General features: G+C 73.0%; 16 protein-coding genes. 9 read left to right on the forward strand and 7 right to left on the reverse strand.

Translation table 11 applies throughout. The features are described 5' to 3' along the window. Positions 1–67 precede the first annotated feature (67 nt). Positions 68–841 carry a phosphatase gene (locus ACZ4XX_RS07170; RefSeq protein ID WP_468506927.1) on the forward strand — a complete coding sequence of 258 codons (774 nt, stop codon included), beginning with the start codon at positions 68–70 and terminating at the stop codon, positions 839–841. Positions 842–949: 108 nt separating this feature from the next. On the opposite strand, the gene ACZ4XX_RS07175 is transcribed toward ACZ4XX_RS07170, so the two are convergent. From ACZ4XX_RS07175 to ACZ4XX_RS07195, 5 genes are all read right to left on the reverse strand, one after another. Further along, positions 950–2,956 (reverse strand): FG-GAP repeat domain-containing protein, encoded by a 2,007-nt coding sequence (locus ACZ4XX_RS07175; RefSeq protein ID WP_468506928.1) that lies wholly within the window; start codon positions 2,954–2,956, stop codon positions 950–952. Positions 2,957–3,260: 304 nt separating this feature from the next. After that, positions 3,261–4,229 carry a cation diffusion facilitator family transporter gene (locus ACZ4XX_RS07180; RefSeq protein ID WP_468506929.1) on the reverse strand — a complete coding sequence of 323 codons (969 nt, stop codon included), beginning with the start codon at positions 4,227–4,229 and terminating at the stop codon, positions 3,261–3,263. A gap of 24 nt (positions 4,230–4,253) precedes the next feature. Beyond that, on the reverse strand, positions 4,254–5,123 hold the full coding sequence (tesB, locus tag ACZ4XX_RS07185) for an acyl-CoA thioesterase II (RefSeq protein ID WP_468506930.1): 870 nt from the start codon (positions 5,121–5,123) through the stop codon (positions 4,254–4,256). Continuing rightward, positions 5,124–6,281 carry an acyl-CoA dehydrogenase family protein gene (locus tag ACZ4XX_RS07190; protein WP_329278994.1) on the reverse strand — a complete coding sequence of 386 codons (1,158 nt, stop codon included), beginning with the start codon at positions 6,279–6,281 and terminating at the stop codon, positions 5,124–5,126. It abuts the gene before it with no gap. An 86-nt stretch (positions 6,282–6,367) separates the two neighbouring features. After that, entirely contained in the window at positions 6,368–7,552 is a 1,185-nt protein-coding gene (locus tag ACZ4XX_RS07195; protein ID WP_468506931.1) for a helix-turn-helix domain-containing protein, read from the reverse strand. A 163-nt stretch (positions 7,553–7,715) separates the two neighbouring features. On the opposite strand from ACZ4XX_RS07195, the gene ACZ4XX_RS07200 reads away from it, so the two are divergent. Then, positions 7,716–8,324 carry a hypothetical protein gene (locus ACZ4XX_RS07200; protein WP_468506932.1) on the forward strand — a complete coding sequence of 203 codons (609 nt, stop codon included), beginning with the start codon at positions 7,716–7,718 and terminating at the stop codon, positions 8,322–8,324. Between the two features lie 199 nt (positions 8,325–8,523). Next, a complete protein-coding gene (locus ACZ4XX_RS07205; RefSeq protein ID WP_468506933.1) occupies positions 8,524–9,564 on the forward strand; it encodes a zinc metalloprotease in 1,041 nt (346 codons plus the stop codon). A gap of 40 nt (positions 9,565–9,604) precedes the next feature. On the opposite strand, the gene ACZ4XX_RS07210 is transcribed toward ACZ4XX_RS07205, so the two are convergent. Continuing rightward, positions 9,605–11,149 carry a PucR family transcriptional regulator gene (locus tag ACZ4XX_RS07210; protein ID WP_468506934.1) on the reverse strand — a complete coding sequence of 515 codons (1,545 nt, stop codon included), beginning with the start codon at positions 11,147–11,149 and terminating at the stop codon, positions 9,605–9,607. Positions 11,150–11,324: 175 nt separating this feature from the next. Here ACZ4XX_RS07210 and ACZ4XX_RS07215 point away from each other — a divergent pair, with 175 nt between their 5' ends. From ACZ4XX_RS07215 to ACZ4XX_RS07225, 3 genes are all read left to right on the forward strand, one after another. Next, positions 11,325–12,812 carry a sodium:solute symporter family protein gene (locus ACZ4XX_RS07215; protein WP_468506935.1) on the forward strand — a complete coding sequence of 496 codons (1,488 nt, stop codon included), beginning with the start codon at positions 11,325–11,327 and terminating at the stop codon, positions 12,810–12,812. A 75-nt stretch (positions 12,813–12,887) separates the two neighbouring features. Further along, positions 12,888–13,865, forward strand: coding sequence for an agmatinase (gene speB / locus ACZ4XX_RS07220; RefSeq protein ID WP_030325085.1), 978 nt, complete (start codon positions 12,888–12,890; stop codon positions 13,863–13,865). A gap of 96 nt (positions 13,866–13,961) precedes the next feature. Beyond that, on the forward strand, positions 13,962–15,644 hold the full coding sequence (locus ACZ4XX_RS07225) for a thiamine pyrophosphate-binding protein (RefSeq protein WP_468506936.1): 1,683 nt from the start codon (positions 13,962–13,964) through the stop codon (positions 15,642–15,644). Positions 15,645–15,751: 107 nt separating this feature from the next. On the opposite strand, the gene ACZ4XX_RS07230 is transcribed toward ACZ4XX_RS07225, so the two are convergent. Continuing rightward, positions 15,752–16,126 (reverse strand): hypothetical protein, encoded by a 375-nt coding sequence (locus tag ACZ4XX_RS07230; protein ID WP_468506937.1) that lies wholly within the window; start codon positions 16,124–16,126, stop codon positions 15,752–15,754. Between the two features lie 158 nt (positions 16,127–16,284). Between ACZ4XX_RS07230 and ACZ4XX_RS07235 the strand changes: the two genes are divergently transcribed. The 3 genes from ACZ4XX_RS07235 (at position 16,285) to ACZ4XX_RS07245 (ending at position 20,969) form a co-directional block, all read left to right on the forward strand. Further along, positions 16,285–16,614, forward strand: a complete 330-nt coding sequence (locus ACZ4XX_RS07235; protein WP_468506938.1) for a lysine transporter LysE — start codon at positions 16,285–16,287, stop codon at positions 16,612–16,614. Between the two features lie 165 nt (positions 16,615–16,779). Further along, positions 16,780–20,544, forward strand: a complete 3,765-nt coding sequence (locus ACZ4XX_RS07240; protein WP_468506939.1) for an ABC transporter ATP-binding protein — start codon at positions 16,780–16,782, stop codon at positions 20,542–20,544. Positions 20,545–20,615: 71 nt separating this feature from the next. After that, positions 20,616–20,969: a hypothetical protein gene (locus tag ACZ4XX_RS07245; protein ID WP_468506940.1), complete on the forward strand. Its 354-nt coding sequence runs from the start codon at positions 20,616–20,618 to the stop codon at positions 20,967–20,969. The last annotated feature ends 96 nt before the right edge of the window (positions 20,970–21,065 follow it).

Consider the following 21,065-nt stretch of genomic DNA (forward strand, 5'->3'; position numbering starts at 1 on the left):
TGCCCCGGCGGGTCCAGGGGACGGAACGATTGCCCACAACGGCGGGCCGTCGTCCAGAATGAGCCCCATGCCGATACTCAGCCGCCCCGCCCTCGTCGAGCACCTCGTCCGCAGCCGGATCGCGGGAGACGTCGCCACCCCGCGCGACAACAACCTCTCCCACTACCGCAAGCTCGCCAACGGCGACCGGCACTACTGGCTCGGCCTGGAGCTCGGCGACCGCTGGACCGACGAGCAGGACGTGCTCGCCGTGATGGCCGAGCGCTGCGGCGTCATCGACGATCCGGCCCACCGGGCCGGCCAGGACACCATCGACCCCGAACTCACCGTCGACGGCCTGGAGCGGATGGCCGCCCGGCTGCGCAAGGCCGCCGCCGGCAAGGAGCGGGTCCTCTTCGCGACCGGCCACCCCGGCGCGCTGATCGACGTGCACAGCCGGGTCGCCGCCGGGCTGCGCGCCCAGGGCTGCGACATCGTGAAGATCCCCGGTGGGCTCGTCGCCGACGAGGGGTACGTCGTGCAGTTCGCCGACGTCGCCGTCTTCGAGCGGGGCGCGAGCCTCTGGCACACCCACTCCCCGGAGCCGATGAACGCGATCCTCGACGCGCTCGGCGAGGACGGACGGCCCGATCTGGTGATCGCGGACCACGGCTGGGCCGGGCGGGCGGGTCAGCGGGGGATCGACTCCGTCGGGTACGCCGACTGCAACGACCCCGCCCTCTTCATCGGCGAGGCCGAGGGCACGATGCAGGTCACGATCCCGCTGGACGACCACGTCCTGGACCCGCGCTTCTACGAGCCGATGACGGCGTACACCCTGAACGCGGCGGGCCTCGCCTGACGGGCCCGGCGCCGCCGGACCGGGGCGCGGGACCGGAAGACGGGAACGCCCCGCGCCGAGATGGCGCGGGGCGTCCGTGTCGGGGTGCCTTCCCCTGCGGTGAGGGGATCAGAAGACGACGGGGGCGGGGGTGTCGTACGGGGAGCTGTACGGCGAGACGACGTCGAGGTGCGTTCCGCGCCCGAACGGGGCCTTCCAGTCACCGGTGCCCTTGTAGACGTGGAGCAGCGTGGACTGCGGGGATCCGCTCTCCGCGATCAGGTCCGCCCGGCCGTCCCGGTCCACATCGCCGACGTTGACGATGTGCCGGAACTGGCCCCACCCGCCGCCGACCTTGGTGCGCGGCGCGAACGTGCCGTCCCCCTTGCCGAGGTACAGCCACAGCGCGCCGTCCCGGTCGCGGGCGAGGAGATCGCCGGACTTCGCACCGCCGATGTCGCCCGGGGCGGTGAGCAGGTCGTACGTGTTCCATCCGCCGCCGACGCGGACGCGCGCCTCGAACGGCTTGGCGGCGTCGCCGGTGGCCTTGTACAGCCACAGCACACCCGCCGTGTCGGTGGCGACGAGGTCGGGGCGGCCGTCGCCGGTCAGGTCGGAGCCCGCCGCGAGCGTCGAGTACACGCCCCAGCCGGAGCCGATCCTGACCCGCGGCGAAAGCGAGTGGCCCGTGCCCGAGTAGAGCCACAGCACGCCCTCCTTGTCGCGGGCGACGACATCCGCGTAAGGGGTCGCGTCGAGGTTCCCCGCGGACAGCAGCCGGTCGTACACGGACCAGCCGCCGCCCCGCTCGGTCCGCTCCCACGTCTTGTCCGGCGCCGCGACGAACTGCCGGACGTCGTACGAGGCGAGGCGGCCCGAACTGTCGCGGACGAGCAGGTCCGGGGAGCCGCTGTCCGAGTAGTCGTGCGGGGCGATGCCGCTGTCGACCTGGAGGGTGCCGTTCCGCGTGACCGACCCGCCGATGCCGTTGAGCGGCGAGACGTCGACCTGCCACGCGTAGGCGCCGTTGTACGCGGCGGTCCCGTTCGCGAAGGTCCCGTCCCAGGTGAACGCGGCTTCGGTGGCCGTCCCCAGGAGGTCCTTGCCGACCGTCCAGGTCTTGCCCGTCGCCTTGTGCGTCAGCTTGAGGCTCACCTTCACGTCGCCCCGGTTGAGCTTCCAGCGCAGCTCCGCCGTGGACCCGGCCGTGCCGAAGCCGGCGGTGGCGGGCACCTGCTCGTCCACGACCGAGACGGGCGTCCGCACGCCGTCGGTCGCCACCTGGGTCACGGCCGGCCGGCCGTCACCGTCGGAAGCGATCCGGTACAGGCCCTTGCCGTGCTCCGCGGTGCTGCCCTCCGCCAGCAGCTCGTCGCCGGACGCCGACACGACCCCCAGGCCGCCGAGAAGACCGGTGGTCGTGCCGTCCTTGAGGGAGACGGCCGACAGGTCCTTGCCGGACAGGCCGAAGACGACCCACTCCCCGAGCAGGGAGACCGGAACGTAGAAGCCGCCGTCGGTCTCGAAGGTGGTGTGCCGCGTCGTCCCCGCCGCACCCCGGAGGGCCGTCACCAGGGTGACGGAGCCGTCGGCGTTGCTCTCGGCCCACGCCAGGTGGGTGGCCGAGACCGCGATCTCGGACGAGTGGTAGAGCCTGGGCACGGCCCGGTCCTCGACGACCTTCGCCGTGGCGAGGTCGACGACGGCGAGGTGCTCCACGTCCGCGACCTCGTACCGGACGGCGAGGGCGCCGGAGGGGGAGTACCTGAGGTCCCGGATCTCCGCATCTGCGGGAAGGCCCTGCACCTGGCGGTGCACGACGGAGCTCCCGGGCTTGGAGACGAGGTGGAGGCTGTTGCGGCCGCGGACCATCACGAGGGTGTCCCTCGCGACCTGCCACAGTTCCGCCCCCTCACCGACCGAGGTGGTGTCGATGTCGAGGGACGGGCCACCCGCCATGTCCAGGAGCCGGTAGCTGCTTCCCCCCGTCTGCACCGCGACGAGGTCGCTGTCCGTGGCCGCCGTGGGGTTGGCGAAGTCGGGGGCGCCCTTGGGCAGGGTGGTCGCGGACCCGGTCGCGGACCGGCGCCACTGCCAGGTGGTGTTCACGCCGTCGTGGGACCGGACAAAGGTCACGAAGCCTGTGGAGCCGGCGCCGTACAGCGCCTCGCCGGAGGCGAGGGCGAAGGGCTCCGTCTGCTGCTCCGCCGCGGCGGTGGTGGGGGGGGGGGGGGGGGGGGGGGGGGGGGGGGGGGGGGGGGGCGGGGCGGGGGGGGGGGGGGGGGGGGGGGGGAGGGGGGACGAGACGGTTCGGCCGGCCGGGCTGAGGTACTTCAAGAGGCTTCCTCCGGGCTGTGGTTGGGGCGTTCCTACGCCACAACCACTGGACCCACGGCAGCCGTGCAAGGTTGTACGTCATTCGGAAAGAAGATCGATTTCGTCAGATCGGGCCCGGATCGGAGGGCCGCCGGTCCCGGCGCTGCTCCACGCCCGGCGTCGGGTCCAGGTACACCCGGCGGATCGACGGGAAGCGTTCCCGGAGTTGGGCCTCCGCGTCCTCGCACGCCCACTCGACCTGCGCGGCCGACGACACGTCCCGGAAGTCGACCTTCGCCGCGATCAGCACCTCTCCGGGCCCCTGGATGAGCGTCGTCAGGTCGAGGACGTCCACGATGTGGGGGACGGAGAGCAGCTCCTCGCGGATCTCGGCCCGTACCCGCTTCGGGAGCGGCCGGCCGATGAGGAGTTCGGCGTTGGAGCGGCCCAGCACCCAGGCCACGTACACGAGCAGCGCGCCGATGAGGATCGAGGCGACGCCGTCCCAGACGCTGGAACCGGTGATCTGGACGCCGAGGAGACCGCCGGCCGCCAGCATCAGGCCGGCCAGGGCGGCGGAGTCCTCCATCACCACCGCCTTCACCGTGGTGTCGGGGGTGAGGCGGAGGTAGCGGGCGAAGGGGATCCGGGACCGCTCCGCCTCGGCCCGCATCTGCCGTACGCCGGTCCGGAGCGAGTAGCCCTCCAGGACGAAGGCGACGCCGAGCACGATGTAGGAGATCAGCGGGTCGCCCACCTCCTCGCCGTGGGCGAGGGTGTGGATGCCGTCGTAGACGGAGAAGACCGCGCCGCCCACGAAGGTCGCCACGGCCGCGAGCAGCGCCCAGACGTACCGCTCGCCCGCGTAGCCCACCGGATGGTCCTCGTCCGCCGGCTTCTCGCTCCGCTTGAGCGCGGTGAGCAGCATGACCTCGGTGACGGTGTCGGCGACCGAGTGGGCGGCCTCCGACAGCATCGCGCTGGATCCGCTGACGACTCCGGCGACGGCCTTGGCGGCGGCGATCCCCAGATTCGCCACCGCCGCCACGATCACCGTGAACGTGCTCTCACCGCTGCCCGACCGCTCTGCCATGACATCGGACGCTATGTCCGGTCGTCAGCGCGGCACGCGAACGACACCCTCCTGGATGACCGAGATCGCGAGCCTGCCGTCCTGCGTGTAGATCCGGGCCTGGCCCAGACCGCGCCCGCCGGACGCGGTCGGCGACTCCTGGTCGTACAGCAGCCATTCGTCGGCCCGGAACGGGCGGTGGAACCACATGGCGTGGTCCAGGGAGGCCCCGACGACGTCCCCGACGGCCCAGCCGCCCCGGCCGTGCGCGAGCAGGACGGAGTCGAGGAGCGTCATGTCGGAGACGTACGTGGCGAGGACGACGTGGAGGAGCGGGTCGTCGGCCAGTTTGCCGTTGGTGCGGAACCAGACCTGGGAGCGCGGCTCGCGCGGCTCCCCGACCGAGCCCCACGGCGGGACCTCGGCGTAGCGGAGGTCGACGGCCGCCCTGGCCTCGATCAGCCGGTCCGCGACCTCGCGGGGGAGGTGGCGGGGCAGCATCTCGGCCGGTGTGGGCAGCGACTCCGGGTCCGGCGCGGCCGGCATGTCCGCCTGGTGGTCGAGCCCCTCCTCGTGCGTCTGGAACGACGCCGAGAGGTGGAAGATCGGCTGCCCGTGCTGGACGGCGACGACCCGGCGGGTGGTGAAGGAGCGTCCGTCGCGGATGCGGTCGACCGTGTAGACGATCGGCGCGCCCGGGTCCCCGGGACGCAGGAAGTACGCGTGGAGCGAGTGCGCCAGGCGGTCTTCCGGGACCGTCCGCCCCGCCGCCACCAGGGCCTGGGCGGCCACCTGGCCGCCGAAGACGCGGGGGACGAGCGCGGAGCGGGACTCACCCCGGAAGATGTCCCGCTCGATCCGCTCCAGGTCGAGCAGATCGAGCAGGCCATCCAGGGCGTCGTGCGACTGCGGCACTTACAGGCCCATCGACTTCGCGATGATCGACTTCATGATCTCGCTGGTGCCGCCGTAGATGCGGTTGACGCGGTTGTCGGCGTACAGACGCGCGATCGGGTACTCGTTCATGTAGCCGTAGCCGCCGTGCAGCTGGAGGCAGCGGTCGATGACGCGGTGCGCGACCTCGGTGCAGAAGAGCTTGGCGCTCGCGGCCTCGGCCGGGGACAGCTCGCCCGCGTCCAGGGCCTCCAGGGCGCGGTCGGCCACGGCCTCGGCGGCGTCGACCTCGGCCTGGCAGGCGGCCAGCTCGAACTTGGTGTTCTGGAAGTGCGCGACCGGCTTGCCGAAGACGGTGCGGTCCTGCACGTACTCCTTGGCGAAGCGCACGGCGGCCTTGGCCTGGGCGTACGCGCCGAAGGCGATGCCCCAGCGCTCGGAGGCCAGGTTGTGGCCGAGGTAGGAGAAGCCCTTGCCCTCCTCGCCGAGGAGGTCCTCGACGGGCACCTTGACGTCGACGAAGGCCAGCTCGGCCGTGTCGGAGGTGCGCAGGCCCAGCTTGTCCAGCTTGCGGCCGATGGAGTAGCCCTCGGACTTGGTGTCCACGGCGAAGAGGGAGATGCCGAAGCGGCGGTCCTCGGCCGTCGGGGCGGACGTGCGGGCGCAGACGATCACGCGGTCGGCGTGGACGCCACCGGTGATGAAGGTCTTGGAGCCGTTGAGGACGTAGTGCGTGCCGTCCTCGGAGAGCTTGGCGGTGGTCTTCATGCCCGCGACGTCGGAGCCGGTGCCCGGCTCGGTCATCGCGAGGGCCCACATCTCCTCGCCGGTGACGAACTTCGGCAGGTAGCGCTTCTTCTGGTCGCCGGTGGCGAGCATCTTGATGTACGGCAGGGCGAGCAGCACGTGGACACCGGAGCCGCCGAACTGCACACCGGCGCGCGAGGTCTCCTCGTAGAGGACGGCCTCGAACTTGTGGGTGTCCAGGCCCGCGCCGCCGAACTCCTCGGGCACGTTGATGCCGAAGATGCCCAGCTCTCCGAGCTTCTCGTAGAACTCGCGCGGCGCCTGGCCGGCCGCGAACCACTCGTCGTAGACCGGGACGACCTCGGCCTCGATGAAGGCGCGGATGGTCTCCCGGAACGCCTCGTGGTCCTCGTTGAATACGGTACGGCGCACGAGCCGCCTCCTTCGTGTCCGGTGTCCGGTCCTGGTCCGCTTGTCTAAGCGCTTGCTCAGCCTTGCTCATCGAAGTTACCCAGCAGTCACCCGCTCTGTCCAGAGCCCTCGCCTGTGATCCAGCGCCTACCGACGACGTCGTACTCCTGGACCGGCCTCCCCTCGATCCCGCTGGTCCGGAACGGCCTCCCCGCGGCGTCCGTGATCCGGACCGTGCCCGAGCGGCCCTCCGAGCTCCACACCAGTTCCAGGTACCAGCGGCAGTCGCAGCCGGTCGTCCCGGCGGTGACGAGCAGCTCCTCGGGGTCGGCGGCGCTGACCGCGTACGGGAAGGAGACCGCCGGGAGCGTCCGGCCCTCGGAGCCGGAGGCGTCGTACCCGTCCAGCGACCGCGCCACCGGCCGCGGCCGGTCCAGGTCCACCTCGAACCGGCGAGGCGTCACCGCCCCGCCGCACCCGTCGTCCATCCGGTACGCCGACCACGGCAGCGGCTCGCCCCGCTCCACCACCCGCACGTGCAGCGCCTGGAGCACCACCGCCGCCGCGCCCTTCCCCTGCACCGAGACCCGCACCAGCGTCTCCCCGCCGTCGACGGCCCCCTGCGCCGCCGCCCAGCTCCGCGCGTCGGCCGCCTCCGGCGGGGGAGGAGGTGTGCGCTCCACGAGGTAGGTGTGCCCGCAGCCGTTCTTCCAGAGGTGCGAGGCGACCGTCCACGTCAGCGGCGCCGGGGGTTCGGCGGCCCGCTCCCGGGGCTTCCCGGGCAGGAGTACGGCTCCGAGCGTCACCGCCCCCACGACCGCCAGCGCCCCGCCGACCACGCCCACCCACCCCCACCGGCGCCTCCGACGCTCGGACGGGAGGCCCGGCACGCGCGCGTGCACGGGTTCCAGCTCGGTCTCGGGCGCCGCCCCCGGGGCCGGCGCGGGCGCGGGAGTCGGCTCCGGAGCCGGCTCCGGGCGGGGCTCCGGCGCCGATTCCGCGCCGGGTTCCGACTCCGCGCCGGGTTCCGGTGCCGGAGGGCGGCGGGCGCCGTCCGCACGGGTCCAGGCCCCCTTCAGGGCCCGCCGCTCCTCCTCGTCCGCCCCGCACAGCAGGGCGAGGCGGTCGACCACGGCGAACTCCTCCGGGACGGTCGCGCCCGAGCAGTAGCGGTGGAGGGTGGACGCACTGACACTCAGGCGCCGGCCCAGCGCCTCGTAACTGCGCCCGTCCCGCGCCTTCAGCGCGCGCACGAGCCGCGCGAACTCCTCGACGGCGGCGTCCTTCGGCATTCCATCCCCCTCGACCCTGCGTCCCACGCTTCATGTCCTTGCACGTCAGCGGGGGTGGGATGGTTCCGGGACGGGTGGCGGGCGCGGCACCGTTGCAGGCGGCGGGCGCCGGCCCGACGCTGGTGGAGCACTGACCGAACGACCCGACGGGGGATCCACCACCATGAACAAGCTCCGTACCGCATTCGCCACCGCCGCCGCTGCCGCCCTGGGTCTCGCGGCCCTCGCCACCGCCCCGGCGCAGGCCGCCGCCCAGCCCGCCTTCCTCGCCGCCTCCCAGATGCCGCCGTCGTCGACGCCGTGGACCGCCACACCGGTCTTCACCGGCGTCCCGGAGAACGGCGGCGCCCTCTGCGCCCCGTACAAGATCCCGGCGCAGAACACCCGGTACCGCGAGTTCAGCACCGAGCTCGACACCAACGGCGTCCAGATCACCACCGTCGCCCGCACCGAGGCCGACGCCGTGAAGCTGGTCGACACCCTCCGCAAGGCCCTCGCCGGCTGCGGCCCCCTCCTTGAGCGGCAGAACCCGGGCCTGCACGCCGTCAGCGCCTCCCACGGCAAGGTCGCCGTCGAGGAGGGCGCCTGGGTCTACAGCCTGGACACCGCCGACCCGGAGATCGGCAACACCGACATCCACCTCTTCTCGGTGGGCCGTGACGGCCGGACGGTCACCTATGTCCGCTGGGGTCAGATGGGCGACCTGAAGGACGCGCCGCTGACGGCCTTCAAGGCGACGACCAAGACCGCCGTGAACAAGCTCTGGTCCTGACGCAGCGTCATCACGGCGGATGTCGCACTACTCAGAGTGACAGTCAAGTCGCAGAACACCTCCGACCGGACGATACTGGGAGGTGAACTTCCGACGTCGGCACACTCGTGATGCGAGCCGAGCTGCCCGTGCGTCGCCGGACCGCTGTCGGTCGGGGGGATCCATGTTCATTCCGAATGGTGATGCGAAAGGACGCGTCATGGAACTCGAATCCCTCCCTCTCGAATCCCTCCCCGACGAGGTCGTCGCCCAGATCGAGGTGCGGGACCGCTGGAGGCGCGCAACGGCCTCCGGCGGCCTGGAGTTCCTCGTCACCGACATCGGGAGGTGGCCACTGGGCAAGACGGTGCGCATCGCGTTCCTCGACGGGAACGACCAGCTGCACGCGGACATCGCGGGCGCGACGAAGCAGATCACCGACGCCTGCAACCTGACACTCGACTTCGGGCAGAACGGCGGCGGAACGTTCCGGCGATGGACCGAGGACGACACCGACCTCGCCGCCGAGATCCGGGTCAGCTTCGACCTGCCGGGCTTCTTCTCCCTGGTGGGCACCGACAGCACGGACAGCGCCATCGGTGCGGGAGGAGGCCCGGTCGGAGGAAACCCCGGCCAGCGCAGCCTGAACCTCGGGCGGTTCGTGTCGAACAGGCCCGCCCAGTGGGAGGGCACCGTGCGGCACGAGTTCCTGCACGCCCTGGGGTTCCACCACTCCCACCAGAACATGCGCGGCACCTGCGAGGGCGAGTTCCGCTGGGAGGACGAGGTCGGGTACGTCCCCACGCAGAACCCGGCCGGTGTCTTCATCGCGGACGCGGAGGGCCGGCTCCCCGGCATCTACACCTTCCTCGCGGGCGAGCCGAACAGGTGGCCCCGGGCGAAGGTGGACCACAACCTGCGCACCGTGGACACCCCGGAGCTCGTCTCCGGGCCCTTCGACACGAAGTCCGTGATGCTGTACCGGTTCCCGGAGTTCTTCTACAAGTCCACCCCCAGCAGCTGCGCGCCGGCCGGCAACGGGCAGAACCTGTCGGACGGCGACAAGCGCGGGCTCCACCTGCTGTACCCGCACACGACAGGTGCGCTGGCGGACCGTCAGGCCCGTGCCGACGCGGTCCTGGAGTCGCTCGGGGCCGGTCCCGAGGGGCTTCCCGGTGCGAACGGCGGCGACCTGGCCAAGGTGTACCGCAGCCGGGTCGAGGAACTGGCGACCGCCCAGGCCGGGGCGGCCGTCCACTGACCGGGGCCGCCCCGGGAAACCGGCCCCTCGGCGCCGCCCCTCAGCGGGACTTGAGCGCGAACCACAGCTCCATGCGCAAGTCCGGGTCGTCCAGGTCCCGGCCCAGGAGGGCGGCGCAGCGGGTGATCCGCTGACGGACGGTGTTGCGGTGGATGTCCATCGCGACGGCCGTCCGGTCCCAGCTGCCGTGCAGCGAGAGCCACACCCGCAGGGTCTCGGCGAGTGGTCCGGTCAGCGGGGCGAGGAGGGCGCGCGCGTGGGCGTCGGCCTCGTCGGGGTCCACCAGGGCGGCGATCCCGCCCGGGCGGTGCCGCACGAGGTCCGCCCCGGTCGCCTCCGCCCGCCGCAGGGCCCGCGCCGCCTGCGCGTCGGCCGCCGCGAGCTCGTCGGCCTCGACGGGGGCGCTCACCCCCAGCGTCCAGCCGGACTGGGCGGTGACCGGGGAGGCGGCGGGCAGAAGCAGGTGTACGGGGCCGGGCGCGGCCCCCGGAGCCGTACCGCCCGGGCCCGTCGCACCGGGTGCCGTGCCGCCCGGGCCCGTCGCACCGGGAGCCGTGCCGCTCGCGCCCGACGCCCCCGGAGTCGTACCGCCCGCGTCCATCAGCGGTGTGCCCAGGGCCGCCGCCAGGCTCGCCGCCGCGAACGGGGTGCCGTCGCCGCCCGAGGCGTGGACCACCGTCCACGGGCCCGGGCCCAGGGCGTCCGCGATCTCCGCCGGGGCCGCGCCGAGCAGGAGCCGGACCAGGGCCCCGTCCCGTACGGTCGCGTCCGCGCCCCGGTGAGGGGCCGTCAGCAGGGACAGCAGGACGACCGCGACCCCCGCGATCGTGTGGTCCCCGGGGCCGCGCCGCTCCGTCGCCACCCCGAGCGTCAGCCCGTCCCCGCCGCCGAGGGCGTACGCGGCGAGCCGGAGCCCGCCGCCGTCCCCGCTCGCCGAGGCCGGGCCGCCCGGGCGCGGTCCGAGGACGCCCGCGAGCTCCCGCAGCGCCCGGGCCGCCTCCGCCGGCACCTCCCGGCCGGCCGCCACCGACTCCGTACCGTCCGCCGCGAAGAGCACCGCCCGTCCCCCGAGCCGTGAGGCGAGCGCGCCGAGCACCGCCGGGACCGGGGCCGGCCGGGCCGCGGCCGCCGCCAGGGACTGCTGCGCCTCCGTCACCCGGCGGAGCTCGTACAGCCGGGCCTCCGCCATCAGCCGCCACAGCGCCCGCGCCACCGCTGTGAACGGGGTCCTCGGCGGCACCTCGACCAGCGGCAGACGGTGCCGGGCGCAGGCCTCGACGAGCTCCGCGGGGACCGTGTCGTACACCGGCGTCACGCCGAAGGCGAGCGCCGCCGCCCCCGCCTCCACCACCCGCTCCACGTAGTGCGCCGGATCGGTGAGCTGCACGCCCGCCGTCATGAGCAGCTCGCCGCCGAGGAGGTACGGATACGGGTCGGCCATCTCCGAGGTGTGCACCCAGTGGATCGAGACGTCCTCGGGACCGGCGAGCAGCCGCAGTCCGAGGTCCCGTCGGGCGAGCAGCGCGGTGAGCGAGACCGGCGGCGCGGGCGGGGTGGCGGCGGGCTCGGCGGAGGTCATGGTCATGGGCCCTTCGTACATCCCCCGCCCGGTCGGTGGAGGAAACGTACACTTCATCGCCGCTTTCCGGCCACCTACTGTCGTGGCATCCGGAGGCCGCGGGTACGGGCGGATGTCCCCGCGATCAGCTTCCGGTCACTCCCCTGCACGACACGCCACCGAGGTGAACGAAGGAGGCCCCATGGCCGTCGACTACACAGTGATCGCCCTGTACCTGGCCGGCATGCTCGCGATGGGCTGGTGGGGCATGCGCCGCGCCAAGTCCAAGAGCGAGTTCCTGGTCGCCGGGCGCCGCCTCGGTCCCTGGATGTACTCCGGCACGATGGCCGCCATCGTCCTCGGCGGCGCCTCCACCATCGGCGGCGTGGGCCTCGGCTACAAGTACGGACTCTCGGGCGCCTGGATGGTCTTCGCCATCGGCCTGGGCCTGCTCGCGCTGAGCATCTTCTTCTCCGCCCGGATCGCCCGGCTGAAGGTCTACACCGTCTCCGAGATGCTCGACCTGCGCTACGGCGGCAGGGCCGGCGTCATCTCGGGCGTCGTCATGTGGGCGTACACCCTGATGCTCGCGGTCACCTCGACCATCGCCTACGCCACGATCTTCGACGTCCTCTTCGACCTGCCCCGGACCCTCGCGATCGTCCTCGGCGGCACCATCGTCGTCGCCTACTCGACGCTCGGCGGCATGTGGTCCATCACCATCACCGACATGGTGCAGTTCGTGGTGAAGACCGTCGGCGTGTTGCTCCTGCTGCTGCCGATCGCCGTCGTCAAGGCGGGCGGCTTCGCCGAGATGAAGGCCGCGCTGCCCACCTCGTACTTCGAGCCGCTCGGCATCGGCGGCGAGACGATCTTCACGTACGTGCTGATCTACACCTTCGGCATGCTCATCGGCCAGGACATCTGGCAGCGGGTCTTCACCGCCCGCACCGACAAGGTCGCCAAGTGGGGCGGCACCGTCGCCGGCACCTACTGTCTCGCCTACGCCCTGGCCGGAGCCGTCATCGGCACCGCGGCGAAGGTGCTCTACCCGAACCTGCCCAGCGCCGACGACGCCTTCGCCACCATCGTCAAGGACGAGCTGCCGATGGGTGTCCGGGGTCTCGTCCTCGCCGCCGCCCTCGCCGCCGTCATGTCGACCTCCTCGGGCGCGCTGATCGCCTGCGCCACCGTCGCCAACAACGACATCTGGTCGCGTCTCCGGGGCAAGGTCACCGGGGACGGCGCGGGCGAGGCGAGCGATCACGACGAGGTGAAGGGCAACCGTGTCTTCATCCTCATCATGGGCATCGCCGTCATCCTCATCGCCATCGCCCTCAACGACGTCGTCCAGGCCCTCACCGTCGCCTACAACCTGCTGGTCGGCGGGCTCCTCGTGCCGATCCTCGGCGGACTGCTCTGGCGCCGCGGCACGGTCCAGGGCGCGCTCGCCGCGGTCACCGTCGGCGGCCTTGCCGTCATTGGCCTGATGTGGGCTTACGGAATCCTTGCAAATGAGCCTGTTTACTATGGTTTGTTGGCCTCGCTCGCCGCATATGTGATCGTTTCCCTGGCGACCCGCCCGACGGACGCCGCCGTGCTCGCGCACTGGCGCGCCCGCCTCGCGGGCCGGGAGACCCCCGACGCCGACCCGACGCCGGAGACCGTGCCGGCCGCCGCGACCGGCTGACCGCACCGAAGACTCCCGGTCGGGGCCCCGAGGCCCCGACCGGACCCCCACCGAAACACCCAGGAGGACCCGACCATGAGCAGCAGCGACCAGAACACCCCGCGCGGCCCGATCGACTCGTCCCGCATCCCGCGGTACGCCGGTCCCGCGACGTTCGCCCGGCTGCCGCGGCTCGACGAGGTCGGCACCGCCGACATCGCCGTGGTCGGCGTCCCCTTCGACAGCGGCGTCTCCTACCGCCCCGGCGCCCGCTTCGGCGGCAACGCCATCCGCGAGGCCTCCCGCCTGCTCCGCCCGTACAACCCGGCGCAGGACGCCTCCCCGTTCGCCCTCGCCCAGGTCGCGGACGCCGGCGACATCGCCGCCAACCCGTTCAACATCAACGAGGCCGTCGAGACGATCGAGGCCGCGGCGGACGACCTGCTGAACTCCGGCGCCCGCATGATGACCCTCGGCGGCGACCACACCATCGCGCTGCCGCTGCTCCGCTCCGTCGCCAAGAAGCACGGCCCCGTCGCCCTGCTCCACTTCGACGCGCACCTCGACACCTGGGACACCTACTTCGGCGCCGAGTACACCCACGGCACCCCGTTCCGCCGCGCCGTCGAGGAGGGCATCCTCGACACCGAGGCGCTCTCCCACGTCGGCACGCGCGGCCCGCTGTACGGCAAGCAGGACCTCACCGACGACGAGAAGATGGGCTTCGGCATCGTCACCTCGGCGGACATCTACCGCCGCGGTGCCGACGAGGTCGCCGACCAGCTCCGCCAGCGCATCGGCGACCGCCCGCTGTACATCTCCATCGACATCGACTGCCTCGACCCGGCCCACGCGCCCGGCACCGGCACCCCGGAGGCGGGCGGCATGACCTCCCGCGAGCTCCTGGAGATCCTCCGCGGCCTCTCCTCCTGCAACCTGGTGTCGGCGGACGTCGTCGAGGTCGCCCCGGCCTACGACCACGCCGAGATCACCGCCGTCGCCGCCTCCCACACCGCGTACGAACTCACGACGATCATGTCCCGCCAGATCGCCGAGAGCCGCGCCGCGAAGTAGGACCCCGGCCGGGCGCGGCCTGCGCCGCGCCCGGCCGTTGTCGCAGGTCGTGCCCACCGGCCCGCACCCGACCACCGAGCCACGCCAAGGGACCCCATGACTCACGACCACGACCTGGTCCTGCGCCCCACCGCCGCGCAGACGGAGGCCGCGCTCGCCCCGCCCGCCGGGCGCAACGGCGGCGACCTCGTCGTCGAGACCCTCACCGGCCTCGGCGCCACCACCGTCTTCGGCCTCCCCGGCCAGCACGCCCTGGGCATGTTCGACGCCCTGCGCCGCTCCTCCCTCCGGTACGTCGGCCTCCGCGTCGAGAACAACGCGGGCTTCGCCGCCGACGCGTACGGCCGGATCACCGGCGAGGCGGCCCCGCTGCTGCTCTCCACCGGCCCCGGCGCGCTCATGTCGCTCGCCGCGCTCCAGGAGGCCGCCGCCGCCTCCGCGCCCGTCCTCGCGATCGGCAGCCAGATCCCGGTGGCCGGTCTCGGCGGCGGCCGGCACGGCTACCTGCACGAGCTGCGCGACCAGCAGGCGTCCTTCCGGGACATCGTGAAGTCGGTCCACACCGTCCGTACGCAGTCCCAGATCCCGTCGGCCATCGCCGCGGCCTGGGAGTCGGCGCTCACCGCCCCGCACGGGCCGGTCTGGGTGGAGATCCCGCAGGACGTGCTCCTCGCGGAGACCTCCCTGCCGGTGGTGACGGCGATGGACGCGACGCCCGAGGACGTCGCGCCGCGTCCCGAGCTGACGGCGGTCGCCGCGCACCTCCTGGCGAACGCCGAGCGCCCGGCGATCATCGCGGGCGGCGGGGTCGTCCGCTCCGACGCCTCGGGCAAGCTGCTCGCGCTCGCGGAGCGGCTCGACATCCCCGTGGTGACGACCTTCGGCGGCAAGGGCGCCTTCCCCTGGGAGCACCCGCTGTCGCTGCAGTCCTGGCTGGAGGACCGGCACACCACCGACTTCCTGGAGGACGCGGACGTCCTGCTCGTCGTCGGCTCGGGGCTCGGGGAGCTGTCCTCGAACTACCACACGTTCGCGCCGCGCGGCCGGGTGATCCAGATCGAGGCGGACGCCGGGAAGCTGGAGTCCAACCACCCGGCGCTCGGCATCCACGCGGACGCCCGGCTCGCGCTCCAGGCACTCCTGGAGACGGCGCCGGAACGCCGGGACGCCACCGCTCCCGAGCGGGTCTCGGTCGTCCTGACGAAGGTCCGCGACCGGATCGCGGCGCAGGACCTGGGCCTGGAGCAGCGGGTCGTCGCGGCGGTACGGAAGGCGCTCCCGGACCGGTCCCCGAGCTTCTGGGACATGACGATCCTGGCGTACTGGGCGTGGTCGGCCTTCGACGCGAAGCACCCGAACACGATGCACTCCGCGCAGGGGGCGGGCGGCCTCGGCTACGGCTTCCCCGCCGCCCTCGGCGCGGCGGCGGCCGACCCGAGCCACCCGGTCCTCGCGGTCTCCGGCGACGGCGGCGCGATGTACTCGATCGCGGAGCTGGCGACGGCGAGGCAGTACGGCCTCGACGTGACGTGGCTGATCGTGGACGACGGCGGCTACGGCATCCTGCGCGAGTACATGACGGGGGCGTTCGGCGAGGCCACCGGCACGGAGCTGGCCCGCCCGGACTTCGTGGCACTGGCGGAGTCCTTCGGCGTCCCGGCGACCCTGACGACCCCGGAATCCCTGGCGGCGGACCTCGCGAAGTCCCTCGCGACCCCGGGCCCCTCGGTGGTCGTCCTCCCGGCCCTCCTGAGGATGTTCGAGCCGACGCACCTCTGACGGCGCCGAGCCGGTGGCCCGGACCCGGAAGGGCCGGGCCGCCGGGGCCGCTCCCCGGAAGGGCCGGGCCACCGGGGCCGCTCACCCGGAAGGGCCGGGCCGGCCGCTCACCCGACGAGTCCCTCCCACGCCTTCCGGTACACGGCGAGCCGCGCCTCGTACCCCTGCCGGAACTCCTTCGCCTGGTTCTGGTCCAGCCCGTTCCGGGACGCCCGGCGTGCGGGTATCAGCCCGACCGCGTCGGCCATGACCACCACGGCCGCGTCGGCGACGGTCCCGCCCCGCTCCCGGGCGAGGAACGCCTGCTGCCCGGACTCGCCCAGGAGCTGCCAGCAGATGTTGCGGGGGTTCTCCGCGGTCCGCTCCAGCTGCCGGGCCGGCACCGGCTCGACCCGCCCGGCCTCCGCCAGCCCTTTGATCGTGAGCAGCGCCGCGTACAGCTGCCCCCACCCGTACGGCCTGCCGTCCTCGACCCGTGCCACGTACGCCCCTTTCGCCTCACCCACGGGCCGGCTCGACGACGGCCCCCGGATTCCCTACCCACCGCCACAACCCTTCCCGCCTCGCGCGGGTCTTTCTCCGCGGAGGCCCGAGGTCCTTGTGGACCCGTGGGGCGTGGGGTGAGGGAGGGGCGGGGGCCATGGACACGGTGCGCAGGGCGCTGAAGAAGACCGGGGAATTCGTGATCGAGCTCGTGGGGGAGGTCGTCGGCGAGGCGATCCTCACCCTGCTCGCCGTCGCGCTGCTCGGCGGGCTCGGGTTCGTCGCCTATCTGAGCTGGTCCTTCAGCCCCCGGCTGACCCTCGGGGGCGCCGGGCTCCTGAGTCTGCTCCTCGCCCACGGAGCCTGGGCCAGGTTCCGCGACCCCGCGCGGGCCGGCCGCGGGCGGCGGCTGGCCGCCGTGACGAGTGCCGTCTTCACCTGCACCGCCGTGACCGCCGTGTTCCTCCTGCTCTACGGCACCGTCTGAACCGGCCGACCGGGCCCCGGGTCCCGTCGTCGATCTCCGGCTGCCTGCGGCGACGAGACCCGGGTCCGGAGACCGGACCCCGTCCCCGGTTTGTTGCGGCGGGATGAAATCGCAGCCCACCCGTGTTGGGGCTTCCGGTAGAGCAGGACGAACGGGAGGCCACTCGTGGCGGCGGTCGGGGAAAAACAGCAGGGCTGGGCACGCAGGCTCGCCGGGTACGCGTGGCGTTACAAGGCGAACACGTTGCTCGCGCTCGGGTCCTCGCTGGTCGGCATGGCCGTGCTCGCCCTCGTGCCGCTGGTCACCAAGGTGATCATCGACGACGTCATCGGGACGAAGACCCGGGACCTCTCCGTCTGGACCGGCCTCCTCATCGGCGCCGCCGTCCTCGTCTACGCCCTCACCTACGTCCGCCGCTACTACGGCGGCCGCCTCGCCCTCGACGTCCAGCACGACCTGCGGACCGACATGTACGCCACCATCACCCGGCTCGACGGGCGACGGCAGGACGAGCTGTCGACCGGGCAGGTCATCGGGCGGGCCACCAGCGACCTCCAGCTGATCCAGGGCCTTCTCTTCATGCTCCCGATGACCGTCGGGAACATCCTGCTCTTCCTGATCTCGCTCGGCGTCATGGCCTGGCTGTCCCTCCCGCTCACCCTCGTCGCCCTCGCCGTCGCCCCCGCGCTCTGGTTCATCGCCAAGCGCAGCCGTACCCGCCTCCACCCCGCCACCTGGCACGCGCAGCAGCAGGCCGCGGCCGTCGCCGGGGTCGTCGACGGGGCCGTGACCGGCGTCCGGGTCGTCAAGGGCTTCGGCCAGGAGGACCAGGAGACCGGCAAGATCCGTGAGGCAGGGCGGAAGCTGTTCGCCGGCCGGCTGCGGACGATCCGCCTGAACTCGCGGTACACCCCGGCCCTCCAGGCCGTCCCCGCCCTCGGCCAGGTCGCCGTCCTCGCCCTCGGCGGCTGGCTCGCCTACCGCGGCCAGATCACCCTCGGCACCTTCGTCGCCTTCTCCGCCTACCTGGCCTCCCTCGTCGGCCCGGTCCGGATGCTCGCCATGGTCCTCACCGTCGGCCAGCAGGCCCGCGCCGGCGTCGAGCGGGTCCTCGACCTCGTCGACACCGAGCCCGTCATCAAGGACGGGACCAGGGAACTGCCCGCCGACGCGCCCGCCACCGTCGAGTTCGACGACGTCTCGTTCGGGTACGAGGACGCCCACGGCAGGACCAGCCCCGTCCTCGACGGGTTCTCGCTCGAGATCCGGGCCGGCGAGACCGTCGCCGTCGTCGGCGCCTCCGGTTCCGGCAAGTCCACCGTCTCCCTCCTCCTCCCGCGCTTCTACGACGTCACCCGCGGCGCCGTCCTCGTCGGCGGCCACGACGTCCGCGAGCTCACCCTGGACTCGCTGCGCGCCGCGATCGGCCTCGTCCCCGAGGACTCCTTCCTCTTCTCCGACACCGTCCGCGCCAACATCGCGTACGGCCTCCCGGACGCCACACAGGCGCAGATCGAGGCCGCCGCCCGCGCCGCCCAGGCGGACCGTTTCATCGCCGAGCTGCCCGACGGGTACGACACCAAGGTCGGCGAGCACGGACTGACCCTCTCCGGCGGCCAGCGCCAGCGCGTCGCCCTCGCCCGCGCGATCCTCACCGACCCCCGGCTGCTCCTCCTCGACGACGCCACCTCCGCCGTCGACGCCAAGGTCGAGCACGAGATCCACGAGGCCCTGAAGTCGGTGATGGCGGGCCGTACGACCCTGCTCATCGCGCACCGCCGCTCCACCCTCGGTCTCGCCGACCGCATCGCCGTCCTGGAGAACGGCCGGCTCGCCGACATCGGCACCCACGCCGAGCTGGAGGAGCGCTCCCCGCTCTTCCGCCGCCTCCTCACCGACCCCGACGAGCTGGGCGCCGTCTCGCCCGGCCACCTCACCCCGGCCGAACTCCCCGAGGACCGCACCCTGCGGGCCGAACTGGACGCCGAGTTCGACGCCGAGCGCGGCCTCACCCCCACCCTGTGGGTACGGGACGAGAGCACCGACCGGGAGAGCGACGCACCCGGGGCCACCCCCGAGCTGCTCGCCGCCGTCGAGGCCCTGCCGCCCGCCGACGACACCCCCGGCATCGACGAGGCCCGCGCCGTCTCGCCCGAGGAGAGCTACGGTCTGCGCCGGCTGCTCCGCGGCTTCGGCGCCCCGCTGCTCATCAGCCTCGGCCTGGTCGCCCTCGACGCGGGCGCCGGCCTGCTGCTCCCGGTCCTGATCCGGCACGGCATCGACGAGGGCGTGAACCGGCTCGCGATCGGCGCCGTCTGGGCGGCCTCCGCGCTCGGCCTGGTCACCGTGCTCGTGCAATGGGTCGCGCAGACCGCCGAGACCCGGATGACCGGCCGCACCGGCGAGCGCGTCCTCTACGCGCTGCGCCTGAAGATCTTCGCCCAGCTCCAGCGCCTCGGCCTCGACTACTACGAGCGCGAGCTCACCGGCCGGATCATGACCAGGATGACCACGGACGTGGACGCCCTGTCGACGTTCCTGCAGACGGGTCTGGTCACCGCGTTCGTCTCCGTCGTGACCTTCTTCGGGATCATGGTCGCGCTGCTGGTGCTCGACCTCCAGCTCGCCCTGGTGGTCTTCGCGACCCTGCCGGTCCTCGCCGTCGCCACGTACTACTTCCGCCGCTCCAGCGTGAAGGCGTACGAGCTGGCCCGCGAGCGGATCAGCGTCGTCAACGCCGACCTTCAGGAGTCCGTCTCCGGCCTCCGGATCGTGCAGGCCTTCCGCCGCGAGCGGTCCGGCGCGGCCCGGTTCGCCGAGCGCAGCGACCACTACCGCGAGGCGCGCGTCCGCGGCCAGTGGCTGATCTCCATCTACTTCCCGTTCGTCACCCTGCTGTCCTCGGTGGCCGCCGCCGCCGTCATGATCGTCGGCGCGAACCGCATCGAGGGCGGCACCCTCACCACCGGTGCGCTCGTCGCCTACCTCCTCTACATCGACCTGTTCTTCGCCCCCGTGCAGCAGCTCTCGCAGGTCTTCGACGGCTACCAGCAGGCGGCCGTCTCGCTGAAGCGGATGCAGGAGCTCCTCCAGGAGCCGACGTCGACGGCCGCCGCGCCCGCACCCCTGGACGTGCTGTCGCTGCGCGGCGAGATCGCCTTCGAGGACGTCTCCTTCGCGTACGGCGGCGAGGACGGCGCCCCGAAGGACGAGACCGCCCTCACCGGCATCGACCTGCGCATCCCGGCCGGTCAGACCGTCGCGTTCGTCGGCGAGACCGGCGCGGGCAAGTCCACCCTGGTCAAGCTGGTCGCCCGGTTCTACGACCCGACGGGCGGCCGGGTCACCGCCGACGGCACCGACCTGCGCGACCTCGACCTCACCGCGTACCGGCACCGGCTCGGCGTCGTCCCGCAGGAGGCGTACCTCTTCGCCGGGACGATCCGCGACGCCATCGCGTACGGCCGTCCCGACGCGACCGACGCCGAGGTGGAGGCGGCGGCCCGCGCGGTCGGCGCCCACGACATGATCGCCACCCTCGACGGCGGCTACCTCCACGAGGTCGCCGAGCGGGGCCGTAACCTCTCGGCCGGTCAGCGCCAGCTCATCGCCCTCGCCCGCGCCGAGCTCGTCGACCCGGACATCCTGCTCCTCGACGAGGCCACGGCGGCCCTCGACCTGGCCACCGAGGCCCAGGTCAACCAGGCCACCGACCGCCTCGCCGGCCGCCGGACGACGCTGGTCGTCGCCCACCGGCTGACCACCGCCGCCCGTGCCGACCGGGTGGTCGTCATGGACCACGGCCGGGTCGCGGAGGACGGCACCCACGAGGAGCTCCTCGCCCTGGACGGCCGGTACGCCTCGCTGTGGCGGACGTTCATCGGCGAACCCGTCGACGAGGTCGACGAGGAGCAGCCGGAGCGGGTGTGAGTACCCGACCGTCCGGCGGATGAGTACCCGGGCGGATACCCGGGGCACGGGCGGGCGGGTGGGATGGGGGCATGAGCACCGAGTCCCGCACCCGCGCCGCGTCGCCCGTCCCGATCACCCCGCCGGACGTCGAGGGCCCGCGCCTGCGGAAGCGGTCGATGGTCTGGGCGGGTCTGTTCGTGCCCGCGACCCTGCTCGCCGGCGTCCTCGTGCTCACCCGCGAGAAGGCCGCCCGCTGCCTCACCCACGGGCAGGCCTGCGACGGCACCCCCGGCTACGTGTACCTCGCCGCCCTGGCCATCGCCTTCGCGGCCCTCGTCACCGTGCAGAGCACCTCCCGTCCCGAGGTCCGCCGGGTGGCCCTCCGGATCCAGCTCGGCGCCGAGGCCGTCTTCCTGCTCCTCCTCCTCACCGCGTTCGCCTAGGTGTTCTGTCCCGGGAGGTTGTGGACAGGTGACGCAGGTCTCGGCTGAGGCTTCTTGAACGGGTGAGGGCCTTCCGGGTTCGGTGTGGATTGCGAC

The organism is Streptomyces sp. NPDC029956, from assembly GCF_055574655.1.